The following is a 16,852-nucleotide window of genomic DNA, read 5'->3' as shown; positions in this document are numbered from 1 at the left end:
AGAATGAGGAAAAGAGCGACGCGTTCGCGAATGCTCGCGGCGCTCGAGAGATGTTCAGGTGCCGCTGTATTCGCCGAAGGCGTCATCATCGGACATGGCGTCGCTGAGCGTGCCGGACACGACGAGGACTTCAGCCGCCGGCAACGGCACGCCGGTGCCGAAACGCAGATGCGCTTCGCGCACCGGCGCGAACGAGCGCCGATGGTGCTCGCAGGGCCCATGTTCGCGCAGCGCCGCGAGGTGCTGTGGCGTGCCATAACCGGCATGGGCGTCGAAGCCGTACACAGGAAAGCGCTGATGCAGTTCGAGCAGCATCCGGTCGCGCGTGACCTTCGCGAGAATCGACGCCGCCGAAATGCTCTTCACGAGCGCATCGCCGCCGATCACCGCTTCGCTGCGAATGCTCAGCAGCGGGCAGCGATTGCCGTCGACCTTCACGAGCGTCGGCACGACCGACAGACCTTCCACTGCGCGCTTCATCGCCAGCATCGTGGCGTGCAGGATGTTCAGCGTATCGATTTCTTCGACGGTTGCCGACGCGATGCAGTAAGCGAGCGCACGGTCGACGATCTTGTCGTACAGCTCATCGCGCTTTTTGGCGGTGAGCACTTTCGAGTCGTCGAGCCCGCGAATCATTGGCCTCGCCGGATCGAAAATAACGGCTGCCGCGACCACCGGACCCGCCAGCGGCCCACGCCCTGCTTCGTCGACGCCGCAGACGATATCATCGGCCGTCTCGAAGTTCAGGCCGGCCTGCTGCGCCGCCGCCCCAGCGACGGCCGCCGTCTTGCGGCGAGGTGCGCGTGCGATGGTCACGGCCGCGCCGTCCGCTTTTCGATGACGCTCGCCACGACTTCCGCCGCACGCTGCGCGGTGTTCTGCTTCAGCACGTGATGCATCTCCGTGAAGATTTCCGTCAGCGTGCGCCGGTTGGCTTCGTCGCGCAACTGTTTCAGCGTGGCTTCGGCCAGCGCCTGCGGTGTCGCGAAGTGCTGCAGGATCTCCGGCACCACGAAACGCCCCGCCAGAATGTTCGGCAGGCCGACGTACGGCAGATAGCCCTGGCGGCGCATGATCTGGCCGGTCAGCCAGGGCACCTTGTACGAAATGACCATCGGCTTTTTCAGCAGCGCGGCTTCGAGCGTCACGGTGCCGCTCTTCACGAGGATCGCGTCGGCAGCGGTCATCGCGAGTTGCGACTGGCCGTCGGTAATCGTCAGCGCGAGACCGGGGTGCGCCTCGACCAGCGGCCGCAGCATCTCGCGCAAGGTCGGCGTGGCCGCCGGCATCACGAAACGCAGCCCGGGCTCCTGGTGCTGCATCATTTCCATCGCGGCGAAAAACGTCGGGCCGATCAGATCGATTTCCGAGCGCCGGCTGCCCGGCAGCACCGCGATGACCGGACCGCTTTCCGCGAGGCCGAGCGCACGGCGCGCGCCGAGCGTGTCAGGTTCGAGCGGAATCTCGTCAGCGAGCGGATGGCCCACGTACGAGGCCGCGACGCCCGCTTTTTCGAGCAGCGCCGTTTCGAACGGGAACACGCACAGCATGTGATCGACCGCTTTGGCGATCTTCTTGATGCGCCCGCCGCGCCACGCCCAGATGGACGGGCAGACGAAGTGAACGGTCGGAATACCCGCGTCGCGCAGCGCGTGTTCGAGCCCGAAGTTGAAATCGGGCGCATCCACGCCGACGTACACCGACGGCGGCTCAGCCAGCAGTTGGCGCTTCAGTTCGTTGCGAATGCCGAGAATCCCGGGGATGTGCCGCAGTGCTTCGACATAGCCGCGCACCGTCAGCTTTTCCATCGGCCAGTGGGCGTCGAAACCCGTGGCGATCATGCGCGGGCCGCCGATCCCGTAGTACTGGGTGGCGGCCGGCAGACGGCTCGCGAGGCCGTCGAGCAGCGACGCCGCCAGCAGGTCGCCGGACGGCTCGCCGGCCACCATCGCGACGCGCAGCGGACTGGGTTGCAATGCCATCGGTTAGCGGATGATGCCGCGTTGCGACGCTTCGACGAACGCGAGCAGCGTCTGCACCGGCGCATCGCCGTCGCCGCCAGCGGTCGCGAGTTCGCGCAGCTGCACCTTCGCTTCTTCCAGCGACAAACCGTTCTTGTAAAGCACGCGGTAGGCCGCGCGCAGCGCCGAAATCGCATCCGGGGAGAAGCCGCGGCGGCGCAGGCCTTCGACGTTGATGCCGTGCGGCTCGGCCTTGTTGCCGGCGGCGATCACGAACGGCGGGACGTCCTGCACCAGCGCCGACGCACCGCCCAGCATCGAGTGCGCGCCGACGCGCACGTACTGATGCACGCCCGACATGCCGCCGATGATCGCGTGGTCGCCGATCGTCACGTGGCCGGCCATCTGCGCATTGCTCGACAGAATCACGTTGCTGCCGACGTGGCAGTCGTGCCCGATGTGCACGTACGCCATGATCCAGTTGTCGTCGCCGAGCGTGGTGACGCCGGCGTCCTGCATCGTGCCGGTGTGGATCGTGGTGAACTCGCGGATCGTGTTGCGGTTGCCGATCACGAGCCGGGTCGGCTCGTCCTTGTACTTCATGTCCTGCGGACGGCCGCCGACTGACGCGTAGTGGCCGATGCGGTTGTCTTCGCCGATCGTGGTGTGGCCTTCGACCACGCTGTGCGAACCGACCGTGCTCCGTGCACCGATCGTCACGTGTGCGCCGATCACGGCGTACGGACCGACTTCGACCGATTCGTCGAGTTGTGCGCCCGGCTCGACGATCGCAGTGGGATGAATCCTGCTCATGCGTCCTCGCTTCTGATTCTGTTGCGTTGTCTGGATGGGCTTCTGGCGGGGCCGGCAGCGCTCGTGTCAAGCCACTGACCGCCCGCAGGCTGACTGCCTCGACGCTGCTTGCCTGGACGCTGACTCAAGCGTCTTTGTCCGTGTGCCGTACCGCGCACATCAGGTCGGCTTCCGCCGCCACGATGCCATCCACTTCGGCACGCGCCTTGAACTTCCAGATGCCGCGCATATGCCGCTCGAACGTGCAGTTGAGGATCAGCTGATCGCCCGGCTCCACCACGCGCTTGAAGCGCGCATTGTCGATACCGACGAACAGGTACAGCGTGTTCGACGGATCGCTCGGCTCTTCCGAAAACGTCAGCAGGGCCGCGGTTTGTGCGAGCGCTTCGAGAATCAGCACGCCGGGCATCACTGGGCGTGTCGGGAAGTGCCCCTGGAAATACGGCTCGTTGATCGACACGTTCTTCAACGCTTTGATGCTCTTGTGCGGCTCGAGTTCGAGCACCCGGTCGACCAGCAGGATCGGGTAACGATGGGGCAGCAGCGTGAGAATCTTATGAATGTCGAGATTGATTTTTTCGGTGCTCATGGTGTTTCTACTCACGCATTGACTGCGCGATGATGACTGCGGATGCTGGTGCAGGTGGGTTGAAAACGCGTGCTGCCGGCGCCCGCCATGATCCGGCGGCCGTGCCACCCGGTCACGGCAACCGACTTTGCTTCATGATGCTTGCCCGTTATTTTACGCGGCGCCGGCAGGCCGCCCTGATATCTCAGGTTTTGTCGCCAGCGGAATTGCTTGCTGCATTGGCTGCCATGTTGCCCGCCGCGTGAGTCGCTGCATTGCCCCCCGCGTTGCTTGAGCTGTCAGCCGCGGCGCTTTCGAGCGCCCTGATACGATCGCGAAGCTTGTCGATATTGCGCAGCAGAGCCGCGCTCCTGTTCCAGTCCGCATGGTTCACGGCCGGGAACGCACTGGTGTACATGCCGGGCTTCAACAGCGACTTCGACACGCCCGACTGCGCGGTAACGATCACATGATCGGCCAGCGTGACGTGCCCGGCAATCCCGACCGCGCCGCCGATCATGCAATGACGGCCGATCGTCGTGCTGCCCGCGATGCCCGCGCAACCGGCGATCACCGTGTACGCGCCGACCTTGCAGTTGTGGCCGATCTGCACGAGGTTGTCGATCTTCACGCACTCTTCGATGATCGTGTCGGCCATCGCGCCACGGTCGATCGTGGTGTTCGCGCCGATTTCGACGTCCGCCGCGATCGACACACCGCCGACCTGCGGAATCTTCACCCAGCTGCCGGTACGCGCGTCGCCTTCGCCGACGAAATCCGGCGCAAAGCCGAAACCGTCCGAGCCGATCACCGCGCCCGCATGCACGATCACGCGCTCGCCGAGCTTGCAGCCGTGGTACACGGCGACATTCGGATACAGATGCGAGTTCGCGCCGACGCGCGTGCCGCGGCCGATCACGACATTGGCGTCCAGCCGCACGTGTTCGCCGATCACAGCGCCGGCTTCCACCGTGACGTGCGGACCGATCACCGCGCTCGCGGCAATCTGCGCCGACGGATCGATGGTCGCGCTCGAATGCACGCCGGGCGCTGACTTGGGTGCGGCGAGGTCGATGAAGGTTTGCGCGATGCGCGCGAAGTAAGCGTACGGGTTCGGCGTGACGATGAAGTTACGAGCTTCGCGGGAGGCCAGCTTCGCGAGGTCGTCGGCATTGATCAACACCGCGCCCGCGCGGGTCGTCTCGACCTGCGACAGGTACTTCGGGTTGGCAAGGAACGCCAGTTGGTCCGGACCCGCCTGGTCGAGCGGCGCCAGACTGCCGACGCGCTGCAAACCGTTTCCGACTACCACACCGCCGAACCGCCGGACAATGTCCTCGAGCGTAAATGCCATGCCTATCCTGTCTCCTGCTGTTCAGTCCAACTCGTCATTGCGGCCACGCGCTGCCCTGTGCCGCCGCGTGCCGGCATGCGGCCCGGCGGCCGCGCGGCTCAGTTGCCCGACGCCGCCAGCGCCTTGAGCACCTGATCGGTGATGTCGATGCGCGGGCTCACATACACCGCTTCCTGCACGATCAGATCGTAGTGCTGCGCCTCGGCGATCTGCTTGATGACCTTGTTGGCACGATCGAGCACCGCCGCCAGTTCTTCGTTGCGGCGCTGGTTCAGATCTTCGCGGAATTCGCGTTGCTTGCGCTGGAAGTCCGTGTCCAGTTGCGACAGATCGCGCTGCTTCTGCGCGCGATCGCCGGGCGACATCGACGCGCCGTTCTTGTCGAGCGAATCGGACATCGACTTCAGCTTCTGCGCCATGTCGGCAAGATCTTTGTCACGCTTGGCGAATTCGGCTTCGAGCTTGACCTGGGCGGCTTTCGCCGCCGCCGATTCGCGCAGGATGCGGTCGGAATTCACCGCGGCGATCCTCGCCTCCTGCGCGTGCGCAACCCCGACGCCCAAGGTCATTGCCAGCGCCATCGCGCACGCTACACGTTTCGAAAACATACCGGTTAGCAAAGTCATCCTCTCGATACTGTAGTTTGGCCGGGCTCGCCGCTGGGAGCCGCCCGCGGCCGTGATCAGAACGCCGTGCCGATCTGGAACTGGAACTTCTGATACTGGTCGCCCGTGTGCTTCGTGAGCGGGAAGCCCAGGCTGAGCTTGAGCGGGCCGATCGGCGAGATCCACGCCAGACCCACACCATAGCCGTAACGCAGGCCGTTCGCGCCCGTCGACGTTGCGGCGTTGCTTGCGTCTGCCCACACGTTACCCGCATCGAGGAACGTAAAGACACGCAGCGTGCGGTCGTAACCGGTGCCCGGCAGCGGGAACGTCAACTCGATGTTACCCACCAACAGCTTCGAGCCGCCGATCGGGTCGTTCGTCGTCTTGTCGCGCGGACCCAGCGAGCTCGGCTCGTAGCCCCGCACCGAACCGATACCGCCCGCGTAGTAGTTCTTGAAAATCGGATACGGCTTGCCGGCGAGGCCCTTACCGTAGCCGCCCTGGAAGTTGAAGCCCAGCACGAAGCCACGCGCAAACGAATAATAATACTGCGCGTTGAGGTCGGCCTTGTAGTACTGTGTGCCGCCGATCGGGGTGCCGTATTCGGCGTTCGCCTGCGTAAAGTAACCGCGGCTCGGCACCAGTGCGCTGTCCCGCGCGTCGCGCGACCAGCCCACTGTGAGCGGCACGTTGTTCGACACGCGCCCGAAGTCCTGCACGTACTGCTTGTACGACGCCGGCGTGTTCGCGTCGACGTCGAGCTGGTTCTGCTCGAGACCCGCGCCGAAGTACACCGTGTCGACTTCCGAGAACGGAATGCCGAACTTCAGGTCGCCACCGATCGTGACGATCTTGAAGCTCGAATCCGTCGAGTAGTACAGCGGCTGGTACGTGCGGTAGTAGACGTCGGTAATCCGCTTGATGCCGTCGACCGTGAAGTACGGGTCGACCTGCGTGACCGTCAGCGTCCGGTACGTCTTCGCGGTATTGATGTTCACCGAGAGACTCGTGCCCGAACCGAACACGTTGTCCTGCGACACACCCGCCGAGAGCACCACCTTGTCGGTCGACGAGAAGCCCGCACCCAGCGTGATCGCGCCGGTCGGCTTTTCGGCCACCTTGACGTCCACGTCGACCTGGTCCGGCGTGCCTTCGACCGGCACCGTGGTCACGTCGACATCGGTGAAGTAGCCGAGACGGTTGATCCGGTCTTTGGACAGCGCGAGGCGGTTCGAGTCGAACCACGAGCTTTCGAGCTGGCGCATTTCACGGCGCACCACTTCGTCGCGGGTACGCGTGTTGCCGACCACGTTGATGCGGCGCACGTAGACGCGGCGGCTCGGGTCCACCTGCAGCGTCAGGTCGACCTTGTGATTGGCCTGATCGATCTGCGGCTGCGCATTGACGGTCGCGAACGCGTAGCCGTATTCGCCGAGCTTGTCGACGATCGCCTTGGTGGTGGCTTGCAGCTTCTCAGCCGAGAAGCGGTCGCCCGGTTTGATCTTGATCAGCTTCGTCAGCTCGGCTTCGCGGTCGAGCAGATTGCCGGCCAGCCTGATGTTCGAAATCGTGTACGGCTCGCCTTCGTGCAGCGTGACCGTCAGATACATGTCCTTCTTGTCCGGCGTGATCGACACCTGGGTCGACTCGATATTGAACTCGAGATAGCCGCGATTCAGGTAATACGAGCGGACGTTTTCGAGGTCGCCGGTGAGCTTGTCTTTCGCGTACAGGTCGTTCTTCGTGTACCACGAGAACCAGTTCGGCGTGGACAGCTGCATTTCGTCGCGCAGCGTACCCGTGCTGAACGCCTTGTTGCCGATGAAGTTGATCTGGCGGATCTTCGCGCTCGGACCTTCGGCCACCGAGAACAGCACCGCCACGCGGTTGCGGTCGATCGGCGTGATCGTGGTGGTGACTTCGGCGGCGTAGTAGCCGCGCGTCAGGTATTGGCGCTTCAGCTCCTGCTCGGCCTTGTCGACCAGCGCCTTGTCGTAGTAGCGGCCTTGCGACAAACCGACCGCGCGCAGCGCCTTGATCAGGTTGTCCTTTTCGAATTCATGAATGCCGGAGAAGTCGATCGTGCCGATGGCCGGACGTTCGAGCACCTGCACGATGACGATATTGCCTTCGGTCGCAATCTTGACGTCGTTGAAGAAGCCCGTCGCGTACAGCGCGCGAATCGCTTCGGACGCCTTTTCGTCGCTAAACGTGTCGCCTTGCTTGATCGGCAGGTACGCGAACACCGTACCCGGTTCGACGCGTTGCAATCCCTCAATGCGGATGTCTTGCACCACGAAGGGCGTCGTTGCGTGAGCAACCAGCCCATGCGCGGCGAATGCCGCGGCTATAACCGTCTTTGGAACAAAGCGATGAGGTTTAAACAACGTGCTTCCCCAGTGTGTATAGCTGCATCAGGTCAGACGGTCGCCATCGTGAACGCCGCCGGACACTTTAAAAATGGATTAAACGAGCCAGATCGTTGAACAGCGCGATCGCCGACAATGCGACGATGCAGGCGAGACCCGCCCTCTGAAAAACGAGTTGCCAGCGTTCGGAGACAACTTTGCCGGTTACAGCTTCAACCAAATAATATAACAGATGACCCCCGTCCAATACCGGAATTGGTAGCAGGTTCAGTACACCAAGGCTAATACTGACAAGGGCCAGGAACGACAGGAATGCAGAAGGACCTAGACGTGCGCTCTTTCCTGCGTAATCGGCGATCGTCACCGGACCGGAAAGATTTTTCAGCGAAGCCTCGCCGACGATCATCCTGCCGAACATGCGCACCGAGTAAACCGCCAGCTCCCACGTGCGGCGCGCGCCCAGTTGCAGACTCTCGATGGGCCCGTAGCGCACGTCGATCGACGGCACCTGGGTCGCCAGTTCCGCGCCGATGCGACCGATCTGCTGACCGGTCGCGTCGTCGCGCTGCGACTGCGGAACGATGCGGATGTCTTCGACTTTGCCCGCCGCCTGGCCGCCCCGGCCGCCGCGCTCCACTTGCAGCGTGATCGGCACGCCGGCGTGCGATTTTACATAAGCGATGAAGGCTGTGGCGTTGTCAGCCGGCGTTCCGTTGATGGCGCGCAGACGATCGCCCGCGACTATGCCCGCCTTCTGCGCCGCGCTGCCCGGCTGCACGCCGGCCACCGTCAGCTTGCCGCCACCCGGCTCGAAGCCGAGACGCGACATGAAATCGTCGTCGACGTCTTTCTCGCTGAAGCCGCGCAGATCGAGCGGGAAATCGGAGGTGCCATGCGCGTCTTTCGCGCTCAGCAGGAGGTGCTTGTGATCGAAGGCCGCGCCCAGCAGCTTCCAGCGCAAGTCCGACCACGAGCGCACCGGTTCGGATTCGCCGGCATTGCCGGTACGCACCGCGACGACGGTCTCACCGCCCTCGAAACCGGCCACTGCGGCCGGCGTATTCGGCGCGGGCGTCGCGATCACGGCCGCCGGCTCCGTCACGCCGGTGGCGAACACCAGCGCGAACAGCACGATGGCCAGCAGGAAGTTCGCAACCGGTCCGGCCACCACAATCGCAAAGCGCCGCCACACCGACTGCCGGTTGAACGCATAAGGCAGTGCTTCGGCGGGAATCGGCGCAGCGCCGGTCTCGCGCTCGTCGAGCATCTTCACGTAGCCGCCGAGCGGCAGCGCGGCAATCGTCCACACGGTGCCCGTCTTCGGGCTCACCCACTGGAACAGCGGCTTGCCGAAGCCGATCGAAAAGCGCAGCACCTTGACGCCGCACAGACGCGCGACGCTGTAGTGCCCGTACTCGTGGACGACCACGAGTACGCCAATCGCGACCGCGAAGGCAAGCAGTTCGATCAGCAGGTTCATAAGCGCCTCACTGGACGGCGCGTTCCGTACGACGGGCGCCGTCGGGCAGACGCGCAATGAATTCGGTAGCAGCGCGACGCGCGGCGGCGTCCGCTTCGATCACGTCTTCGAGCGCGTGCGCGCTGCGATTCGGCAACGCGTTGAGCACCGAGCCGACCACTTGCGCGATCGTCATGAAGCCGATCCGGCGCGACAGGAACGCGTCAACCGCGATTTCGTTTGCGGCATTCAGGGCCGCGCTTGCGACGCCGCCCTCGGCCAGCGCCTTCATCGCGAGCGCGAGACACGGGAAGCGTGCGTAATCCGGCTTTTCGAACGACAGCGACGCGATCTCCGCGAGATCGAGTTGCGCGACGCCCGAGTCCACCCGGTCGGGAAACGCCAGCGCGTGAGCGATCGGCGTACGCATGTCGGGGTTGCCGAGTTGCGCGAGCACCGAGCCGTCGGCGTACGAGACCAGCGAGTGGATCACGCTTTGCGGATGAATCAGCACGTCGATGCGCTCGCCCGGCAAACCGAACAGCCAGTGCGCCTCGATCACTTCGAGACCCTTGTTCATCATCGTGGCCGAGTCGACCGAAATCTTGCGGCCCATCACCCAGTTCGGATGCTTGCAGGCCTCGTCCGGCGTGACGTCGACGAGCGTGGCCGGTTCACGGGTGCGGAACGGTCCGCCCGAAGCGGTCAGGATAATCCTGGAGACGCCACCGTGCAGCGTCGCTTCGCGCGGCAGGCATTGGAAAATCGCATTGTGTTCACTGTCGACCGGCAGCAGCACGGCACCGTTGTCGCGCACCGCGTCCATGAAGATCGCGCCGGACATCACCAGCGCTTCCTTGTTGGCGAGCAGGATGCGTTTGCCGGCGCGCGCGGCGGCGAGGCTCGGCGCGAGGCCGGCCGCGCCGACGATCGCCGCCACCACCGTGTCGCAGCCGTCGCTCTTCGATACGTCGACGAGCGCTTGCGGCCCGTACGTGACCTCGGTCTTGCAACCCGCTTCGCGCAGTTTCGCCGCGACCCGCGCAGCCGTGTCGGCGTCGCCGACCACCGCGACTTCTGGTTTAAAGCGCAGGCATTGCTCGACGAGCTTGTCGCCATTGCGATGCGCGCTCAGCGCATAAACCGAGAAACGCTCGGGATGACGCGCGACGACGTCGAGCGTGCTGTCTCCAATCGAGCCCGTGGAACCGAGCAATGTCAGTCGTTTTTGCATATCTCTTTCTCTAGCCGAGCAGCAGCATGGCAAGCGGCAGCACCGGCAATAATGCGTCGATGCGATCGAGCACGCCGCCGTGCCCCGGCAACAGGCCGCTTGAATCTTTCACACCGGCCTGGCGTTTCAACATCGATTCGAACAAGTCGCCCACCACGCTGAATACCACCAGCAAGGTCAGTGCGAGCAGTGTGCGTACGGCGCCCCATTGCGCCAGCAGCGCAGAATACAGGGTCGGCTCGAACGCATGCAGAAAGACCGCCGCCGCCGCGACGATCATCACCACCAGCCAGCCGCCGATCGCGCCCTCCCAAGTCTTACCCGGACTGATGGCAGGCGCCAGCTTGTGTTTTCCGAATGCTTTTCCCGAGAAGTATGCGCCGATATCGGCCAGCCATACCAATAGCAGCAGCGACAGCACGAAGGGCACGCCCTGCATGCGCGCGGCGACGAGAGCATGCCAGCACGCGGCGAATACCACAATGCCCGCAAGAAACAGAAAGGCGCGCCAGGCGCCCTGCGCGAGCATGGGCTTGCGCAGCAGCACGAACGGACCGGCGATCACCCAGAAGATGGCCGCCGCCTTGAACAGCGAACGGGCCTCTGCGATCCCCGTGCCGAGCCGGGTGCTGGCGACCAGCGCGACCGCCGCCACCAGCGCGTAGATCACCGGACCGGCGCCGCCCAGCTTGAGCAAACGCGCCCACTCCCACGCGGCGAACACGACGACGAAAGCGATCAGCGCGCCGAACGCGCCCACCGGCGCGAACAGCGTGACCGGCAGGAGCACCGCCAGCAGGATGATCGCCGTGATGACACGGGTTTTTAGCATGGAAGCGAATCGACGTTTTGCGATTGCGGCTCGAGTTGAGCACTGGTGCGGCCGAAGCGGCGTTCGCGCTCCGCGTATGAAGCGATGGCATGGCCGAGCGCGTCGGCGTCGAAATCCGGCCAGAACGTGTCGGTAAAGTAGAACTCGGTGTAGGCAAGCTGCCACAGCAGGAAGTTGCTGACGCGGCGCTCGCCGCCGGTGCGGATGAACAGATCCGGCTCCGGCGCATAAGCCATCGACAGGTGCTCGGCGAACGATTCCTCGTTGACCTCGACCGCCTTGCCCGCCAGCGCCGACTGCTCGGCGAGCTTGCGGGTGGCCTGCATGATGTCCCAGCGGCCGCCGTAATTCGCGGCAATGGTCAGCGTGAGACGGGTATTGCGCGCGGTCTTGGTTTCCGCGCGTTTGATCAGGTCGCGGATGCGCGCATCGAAACGGTCCAGATCGCCCACCACCCGCAAACGGATGCCGTTCGCGTGCAGTTTGCCGATCTCGCGCTCCAGCGCGGTGACGAACAGGCGCATCAGGAACGACACTTCCTCGTTCGGACGGCGCCAGTTCTCCGAGCTGAAGGCGAACAGCGTCAGGTATTCGACGCCCTGCCGGGCGCACGCCTCGACGGCCGCACGCACCGCGTCGACACCGCGCGTATGGCCCGCCACGCGCGGCAAGCGCCGCTGGGTGGCCCAACGGCCGTTGCCATCCATGATGATCGCGATGTGTCGCGGCACCGCGGCGACATCAGGCACGCGCACGGTTGAGCTGGTATAGGTCATGGCCGTCGGGACAGTGACTGCAAATAAAGAAGTGGAATCGTGACAGTGCGGAGCCCTGCGGCCTCACACCGTCATGATCTCGGCTTCTTTCGTCACGACGAGTTTGTCGATTTCAGCGACGAACCTGTCCGTCAGCTTCTGAACGTCGTCGCCTGCACGACGCTCGTCGTCTTCTGAAATTTCCTTGTCTTTCACGAGCTTCTTCAGTTGCTCGTTTGCATCGCGACGCAGGTTGCGGACCGCAACCTTGGCCGTTTCCGCTTCGCTCTTGACCACTTTGGTCAGTTCGCGACGGCGTTCTTCGGTCAGCGCGGGCATCGGCACGCGGATCACGTCGCCTTGCGTGGCCGGGTTCAGACCGAGGTCCGACTCGCGGATCGCCTTTTCGACGACCTGCACCATCTTCTTTTCCCACGGCTGCACGCCGATCGTGCGTGCGTCGATCAGCGTGAGGTTCGCAACCTGCGAAATCGGCACCGGCGAACCGTAGTAGTCGCACTGGATATGATCGAGCAGGCCCGTGTGTGCACGGCCCGTGCGGATCTTCGACAGGTCGTTCTTGAACGCGTCGATGGAACGCTGCATCTTTTGTTCAGCGCCCTTCCTGATATCAGCCACAGACATTTTCAAACCTCCGAACCTTCAAAACGGTGCGAGTCGGCCAGCGCGCGATGCGGCGGCTTGGGCTCGCGTCAAAGCCCACGTTATGTGAACGAGAGTTTACACGTGGACGAGGGTACCCTCGTCCTCGCCTAGTACGATGCGCTTGAGCGCGCCCGGCTTGACGATCGAAAAAACCCGGATCGGCAGCTTCTGGTCGCGGCACAGCGCGAACGCCGTGGCATCCATCACCTGCAGATTGCGGCCGATCGCCTCGTCGAAGCTGATCGTGGTGTAGCGGGTAGCACTCGAATCTTTCTTGGGATCGGCCGAATAGACGCCGTCCACCTTGGTTGCCTTCAGCACGACTTCCGCGCCGATTTCCGAGCCGCGCAGCGCGGCGGCCGTGTCGGTCGTGAAGAACGGGTTGCCGGTGCCGGCCGCGAAAATCACGACTTTGCCTTCTTCGAGCTGGCGAATCGCGCGGGGCCGGATGTACGGCTCGACCACCTGGTCCATGCGCAGCGCCGATTGCACGCGCGCCTCGATGCCGGCGTGGCGCATCGCGTCCTGCAACGCCAGCGCGTTCATCATCGTGGCCAGCATGCCCATGTAGTCGGCTGTCGCACGATCCATACCGGCCGCGCCGCCCGCGACGCCGCGGAAAATATTGCCGCCACCGATCACCACGGCCAGCTGCGTTCCGAGACGGACCACTTCGGCCACGTCCGCCACCATTCGTTCGATGGTCGCGCGATTGATGCCGAAGGCATCGTCGCCCATCAGAGCTTCACCGGAAAGTTTGAGCAGGACGCGTTTGTAAGCAGTGGGCATAGAGGTATCCAGATCGCGCAGAACAGGGCAACAACAAGGGACTAATGTAGGGGTGAAATGCTGATTCGGGCAAGCGTCGCCAAATTGACGGACCCTCAGGTCCGCGGGCGGCTACGCGGCGAGGGTCAACCCGCGCGCAGCCTTGCGGCGCTGCCGACCGCGGCAAAGTCTTGCTCCGCCGCGGGTCCAACAGTACTACTCGAAGCTTGGGTAAGACTTATTGTTGCTTTGCAGCAGCGACTTGCGCGGCCACTTCTGCTGCGAAGTCGTCCTGCTTCTTCTCGATGCCTTCGCCGACTACGAACAGCGCGAACTTCTGCACGCTCGCGTTGCCAGCCTTCAGCATCTGTTCGATCGTCTGCTTGTCGTTCTTAACGAACGTCTGGTTCAGCAGCGACACTTCCTTCAGGTACTTCTGCACGCTGCCGTCGACCATCCTGGCGACGATTTCAGCCGGCTTGCCCGATTCGGCAGCCTTCTGTTCAGCGATGCTGCGTTCCTTCGCGATCAGGTCCGCCGGGACGTCGTCCGACGACAGCGAAACCGGCTTCATCGCGGCGATGTGCATTGCCACGTCCTTGCCGACCTGCTCGTCCGCGCCGGTGTACTCGACCAGCACGCCGATGCGCGTGCCGTGCAGGTACGCTGCCAGCTTGTTAGCCGTGTCGAAGCGCACGAAACGGCGGATCGACAGGTTTTCGCCGATCTTGCCGACCAGCGCGAGGCGCACTGCGTCGACCGTCGAGCCGTCCAGCGGCAGTGCCGACAGGGCAGCGGCGTCAGCCGGGTTTTGCGTGGCGACCAGCTCGGCGACCTTCTTCGAGAAAGCCAGGAAGTCGTCGTTCTTCGAAACGAAGTCGGTTTCGCAGTTCAGTTCGACCAGCGAACCCGCGTTGCCGCCGATAAACGATGCGACCACGCCTTCAGCCGTCACGCGCGACGCCGCCTTGCTGGCCTTGTTACCCAGCTTCACGCGCAGCAGCTCTTCAGCGCGCGCCATGTCGCCGTCAGCTTCCGTCAGCGCCTTCTTGCATTCCATCATCGGCGCGTCGGTCTTTGCGCGCAGTTCTGCAACCATGCTTGCGGTAATTGCCGCCATCATTTGCTCCTTGAGTTCCGTCTGTCACACGCCGCCCGCACTTCGATACCGGCGGCAAGAATTCGTTTCAGCGTCCCGCGTATTTTTTTACGGACAACGCGTTGGGCGCCGCTTGCAGCGCCCCACTACAATGTCGCGACTTAAAAAAAGGGGGCCTGTAGAAAGCCCCCTTTTTTGCCGGACACGGGGCAGGTTTACGCTTCCCCGTTGACCTCGACGAACTCGTCGCCGTCGCCGCCACGGGCAGCCTGCACCACTTCGTTGACCGCGTTCGCACGGCCTTCGAGGATCGCGTCAGCCACGCCTGCGGTGTACAGAGCGACAGCCTTGCTGGCGTCGTCGTTACCCGGGATCACGTAGTCGATGCCTTCCGGCGAGTGGTTCGTGTCGACCACGGCGATGACCGGAATGCCGAGCTTGTTGGCTTCGGTGACGGCAATCTTGTGGTAGCCGACGTCGACCACGAAGATCGCGTCCGGAATGCCGCCCATGTCCTTCACGCCGCCGATCGACTTTTGCAGCTTGGCCATTTCACGTTCGAACAGCAGCGCTTCCTTCTTGCTCATGCGTTCGGTTTCGCCTGCTTCCAGCGCTGCTTCCATGTCCTTCAGGCGCTTGATCGATACCTTCAGCGTCTTGAAGTTGGTGAGCATGCCACCGAGCCAGCGTGCGTTGACGAACGGCATGCCAGCGCGTTGCGCTTCTTCAGCGATCGTGTCGCGCGATTGACGCTTCGTGCCGACGAACAGGATCGTGCCGCGGTTCGCTGCCAGTTGACGCGCGTATTTCAGCGCGTCGTTGTACATCGGCAGCGTCTTTTCGAGGTTGATGATGTGAATCTTGTTGCGATGACCGAAAATGAAGGGGGCCATCTTCGGGTTCCAGAAGCGCGTTTGGTGACCGAAGTGGACACCGGCTTCCAGCATTTGACGCATGGTAACTGCCATGAAAATCTCCGCGAGGGTTGGGTCTTAAGCCGGCCGCCGTATCGGCCGCGCCCGCCTTCTCTGGCTGGAACGCGGCGGACACCCTGGGTGCGCCGGCTTGCGAGTCTGCTGCCTTGGTACTGCCTTTCCTTTCACCTCATAGCGCAGGCAACCAGCGGTATGAGAAGCCTTTCCTGCCCGCTTTTGCCTCGCTTTCGCCTCATATAAGACAGTCATACGAGATAACAAAACAGGACATAGATCGACTTAGCCAAAGAGTATAGCACGCGACTATCGGCCGACTCAACCTGCCTGGCGGCTCCCGTTTGCCGCAGCGGGTTGCACCAGTGGGTTTGCAGCGTCACCAACGTGCGTCGCAAAGGCTGCCGAAGCGCAAACAGATGTAATACCTGCTTAAGTCCACGCAGGCCGCCCGCACCGCCACGCACAGAGTCCACCCCAACCTGCGCGCGGGCCGCTAGCAAAAGCGCCCGCAAAACGCGCCAGCCCCGTCGCAAAAGCCTGCGGCAGCCAGGATATGGTGCGATAATCCCGGAATAAATCGCATTTCAGGCCCGACTCATGGCTATTACGCTCAAAAACGAACACGATATCGCGCAGATGCGCGTCGCCTGCAAGCTCGCTAGCGAAGTGCTCGACTACATCACGCCGTTCGTCAAGGCCGGCGTCACGACCGGCGAACTCGACCGCCTGTGCCACGAATACATGCTGAAGGAACAGGGCACGGTACCGGCGCCGCTGAATTATCAGCCGCCCGGCTATCCGCCTTATCCGAAAGCCACCTGCATTTCCGTCAACGACGTGATCTGCCACGGCATTCCCGGCGACAAGGCGCTGAAGAACGGCGATGCGCTGAACATCGACATCACCGTGATCAAGGAAGGCTATTTCGGCGACACGAGCCGCATGTTCATCGTCGGCGAAGGCTCGATCCTGGCCAAGCGGCTGGTCCAGACCACTTTCGAATGCATGTGGCTCGGCATCGACCAGGTGCGCCCGGGCGCGCATCTCGGCGACGTCGGCCATGCGATCCAGAAGCATGCGGAGGGCCAGGGCTACAGCGTGGTGCGCGAATATTGCGGCCACGGCATCGGCACGGTGTTCCACGAAGATCCGCAGGTTCTGCACTACGGCCGTCCCGGCACCGGGCTCGAACTGCAAGCCGGCATGATCTTCACGATCGAGCCGATGATCAACGCCGGCCGCCGCGACATCCGCACCATGCCCGACCAGTGGACCGTCAAGACCAAGGACCGCAGCCTGTCGGCGCAGTGGGAACACACCGTGCTCGTCACGGAAACCGGCTACGATGTGCTGACCGTTTCCGCCGGCACGCCTGCGCGGCCGCCGGTCGTCGCGGCCACCGCCTGACCGACCTCCGACCTCACCGCCCGCCTG

General features: G+C 63.5%; 16 protein-coding genes. 1 reads left to right on the top strand and 15 read right to left on the bottom strand.

Going from position 1 to position 16,852, the window contains the following annotated elements; genetic code table 11:
• Positions 1-54: 54 nt before the first annotated feature.
• From rnhB to rpsB, 15 genes are all read right to left on the bottom strand, one after another.
• The gene (gene rnhB, locus HV744_RS04180) at positions 55-816 is read right to left on the bottom strand and encodes a ribonuclease HII (RefSeq protein ID WP_175148284.1); all 762 of its coding nucleotides are present in this window, start codon (positions 814-816) and stop codon (positions 55-57) included.
• Complete coding sequence (gene lpxB, locus HV744_RS04175) at positions 813-1,982, bottom strand: lipid-A-disaccharide synthase (protein WP_175148283.1); 1,170 nt, start codon at positions 1,980-1,982, stop codon at positions 813-815. Before lpxB ends, rnhB begins: the two co-directional genes overlap by 4 nt.
• 3 nt (positions 1,983-1,985) lie before the next feature.
• Entirely contained in the window at positions 1,986-2,774 is a 789-nt protein-coding gene (lpxA, locus tag HV744_RS04170; protein WP_175148282.1) for an acyl-ACP--UDP-N-acetylglucosamine O-acyltransferase, read from the bottom strand.
• 124 nt (positions 2,775-2,898) lie between these two features.
• Entirely contained in the window at positions 2,899-3,363 is a 465-nt protein-coding gene (gene fabZ / locus HV744_RS04165) for a 3-hydroxyacyl-ACP dehydratase FabZ (protein ID WP_175148281.1), read from the bottom strand.
• Between the two features lie 184 nt (positions 3,364-3,547).
• The gene (gene lpxD / locus HV744_RS04160) at positions 3,548-4,696 is read right to left on the bottom strand and encodes a UDP-3-O-(3-hydroxymyristoyl)glucosamine N-acyltransferase (protein WP_175148280.1); all 1,149 of its coding nucleotides are present in this window, start codon (positions 4,694-4,696) and stop codon (positions 3,548-3,550) included.
• A 98-nt stretch (positions 4,697-4,794) separates the two neighbouring features.
• Positions 4,795-5,316, bottom strand: coding sequence for an OmpH/Skp family outer membrane protein (locus HV744_RS04155; RefSeq protein WP_175148482.1), 522 nt, complete (start codon positions 5,314-5,316; stop codon positions 4,795-4,797).
• Between the two features lie 62 nt (positions 5,317-5,378).
• Positions 5,379-7,691 carry an outer membrane protein assembly factor BamA gene (gene bamA, locus HV744_RS04150; RefSeq protein WP_175148279.1) on the bottom strand — a complete coding sequence of 771 codons (2,313 nt, stop codon included), beginning with the start codon at positions 7,689-7,691 and terminating at the stop codon, positions 5,379-5,381.
• A gap of 67 nt (positions 7,692-7,758) precedes the next feature.
• Complete coding sequence (gene rseP, locus HV744_RS04145; protein WP_175148278.1) at positions 7,759-9,153, bottom strand: RIP metalloprotease RseP; 1,395 nt, start codon at positions 9,151-9,153, stop codon at positions 7,759-7,761.
• Between the two features lie 7 nt (positions 9,154-9,160).
• Complete coding sequence (locus HV744_RS04140) at positions 9,161-10,366, bottom strand: 1-deoxy-D-xylulose-5-phosphate reductoisomerase (protein ID WP_175148277.1); 1,206 nt, start codon at positions 10,364-10,366, stop codon at positions 9,161-9,163.
• Positions 10,367-10,376: 10 nt separating this feature from the next.
• On the bottom strand, positions 10,377-11,198 hold the full coding sequence (locus HV744_RS04135; RefSeq protein ID WP_175148276.1) for a phosphatidate cytidylyltransferase: 822 nt from the start codon (positions 11,196-11,198) through the stop codon (positions 10,377-10,379).
• On the bottom strand, positions 11,192-11,974 hold the full coding sequence (uppS, locus tag HV744_RS04130) for a polyprenyl diphosphate synthase (protein WP_175148275.1): 783 nt from the start codon (positions 11,972-11,974) through the stop codon (positions 11,192-11,194). The genes HV744_RS04135 and uppS overlap by 7 nt, the downstream gene beginning before the upstream one ends.
• A gap of 63 nt (positions 11,975-12,037) precedes the next feature.
• Entirely contained in the window at positions 12,038-12,598 is a 561-nt protein-coding gene (gene frr / locus HV744_RS04125; protein ID WP_094778704.1) for a ribosome recycling factor, read from the bottom strand.
• Positions 12,599-12,694: 96 nt separating this feature from the next.
• Positions 12,695-13,408: a UMP kinase gene (pyrH, locus tag HV744_RS04120; protein ID WP_013089703.1), complete on the bottom strand. Its 714-nt coding sequence runs from the start codon at positions 13,406-13,408 to the stop codon at positions 12,695-12,697.
• Positions 13,409-13,625: 217 nt separating this feature from the next.
• The gene (tsf, locus tag HV744_RS04115) at positions 13,626-14,507 is read right to left on the bottom strand and encodes a translation elongation factor Ts (protein ID WP_175148481.1); all 882 of its coding nucleotides are present in this window, start codon (positions 14,505-14,507) and stop codon (positions 13,626-13,628) included.
• A 194-nt stretch (positions 14,508-14,701) separates the two neighbouring features.
• A complete protein-coding gene (gene rpsB / locus HV744_RS04110; protein WP_028199373.1) occupies positions 14,702-15,454 on the bottom strand; it encodes a 30S ribosomal protein S2 in 753 nt (250 codons plus the stop codon).
• 561 nt (positions 15,455-16,015) lie between these two features.
• On the opposite strand from rpsB, the gene map reads away from it, so the two are divergent.
• Positions 16,016-16,825: a type I methionyl aminopeptidase gene (gene map / locus HV744_RS04105; protein ID WP_175148274.1), complete on the top strand. Its 810-nt coding sequence runs from the start codon at positions 16,016-16,018 to the stop codon at positions 16,823-16,825.
• Positions 16,826-16,852 lie beyond the last annotated feature (27 nt).

The organism is Paraburkholderia ultramafica, assembly GCF_902859915.1.
Lineage (GTDB): Bacteria > Pseudomonadota > Gammaproteobacteria > Burkholderiales > Burkholderiaceae > Paraburkholderia > Paraburkholderia ultramafica.
Note: the sequence above shows the minus strand (reverse complement) of the source record. Positions and strands in the feature narration are given on the sequence as shown.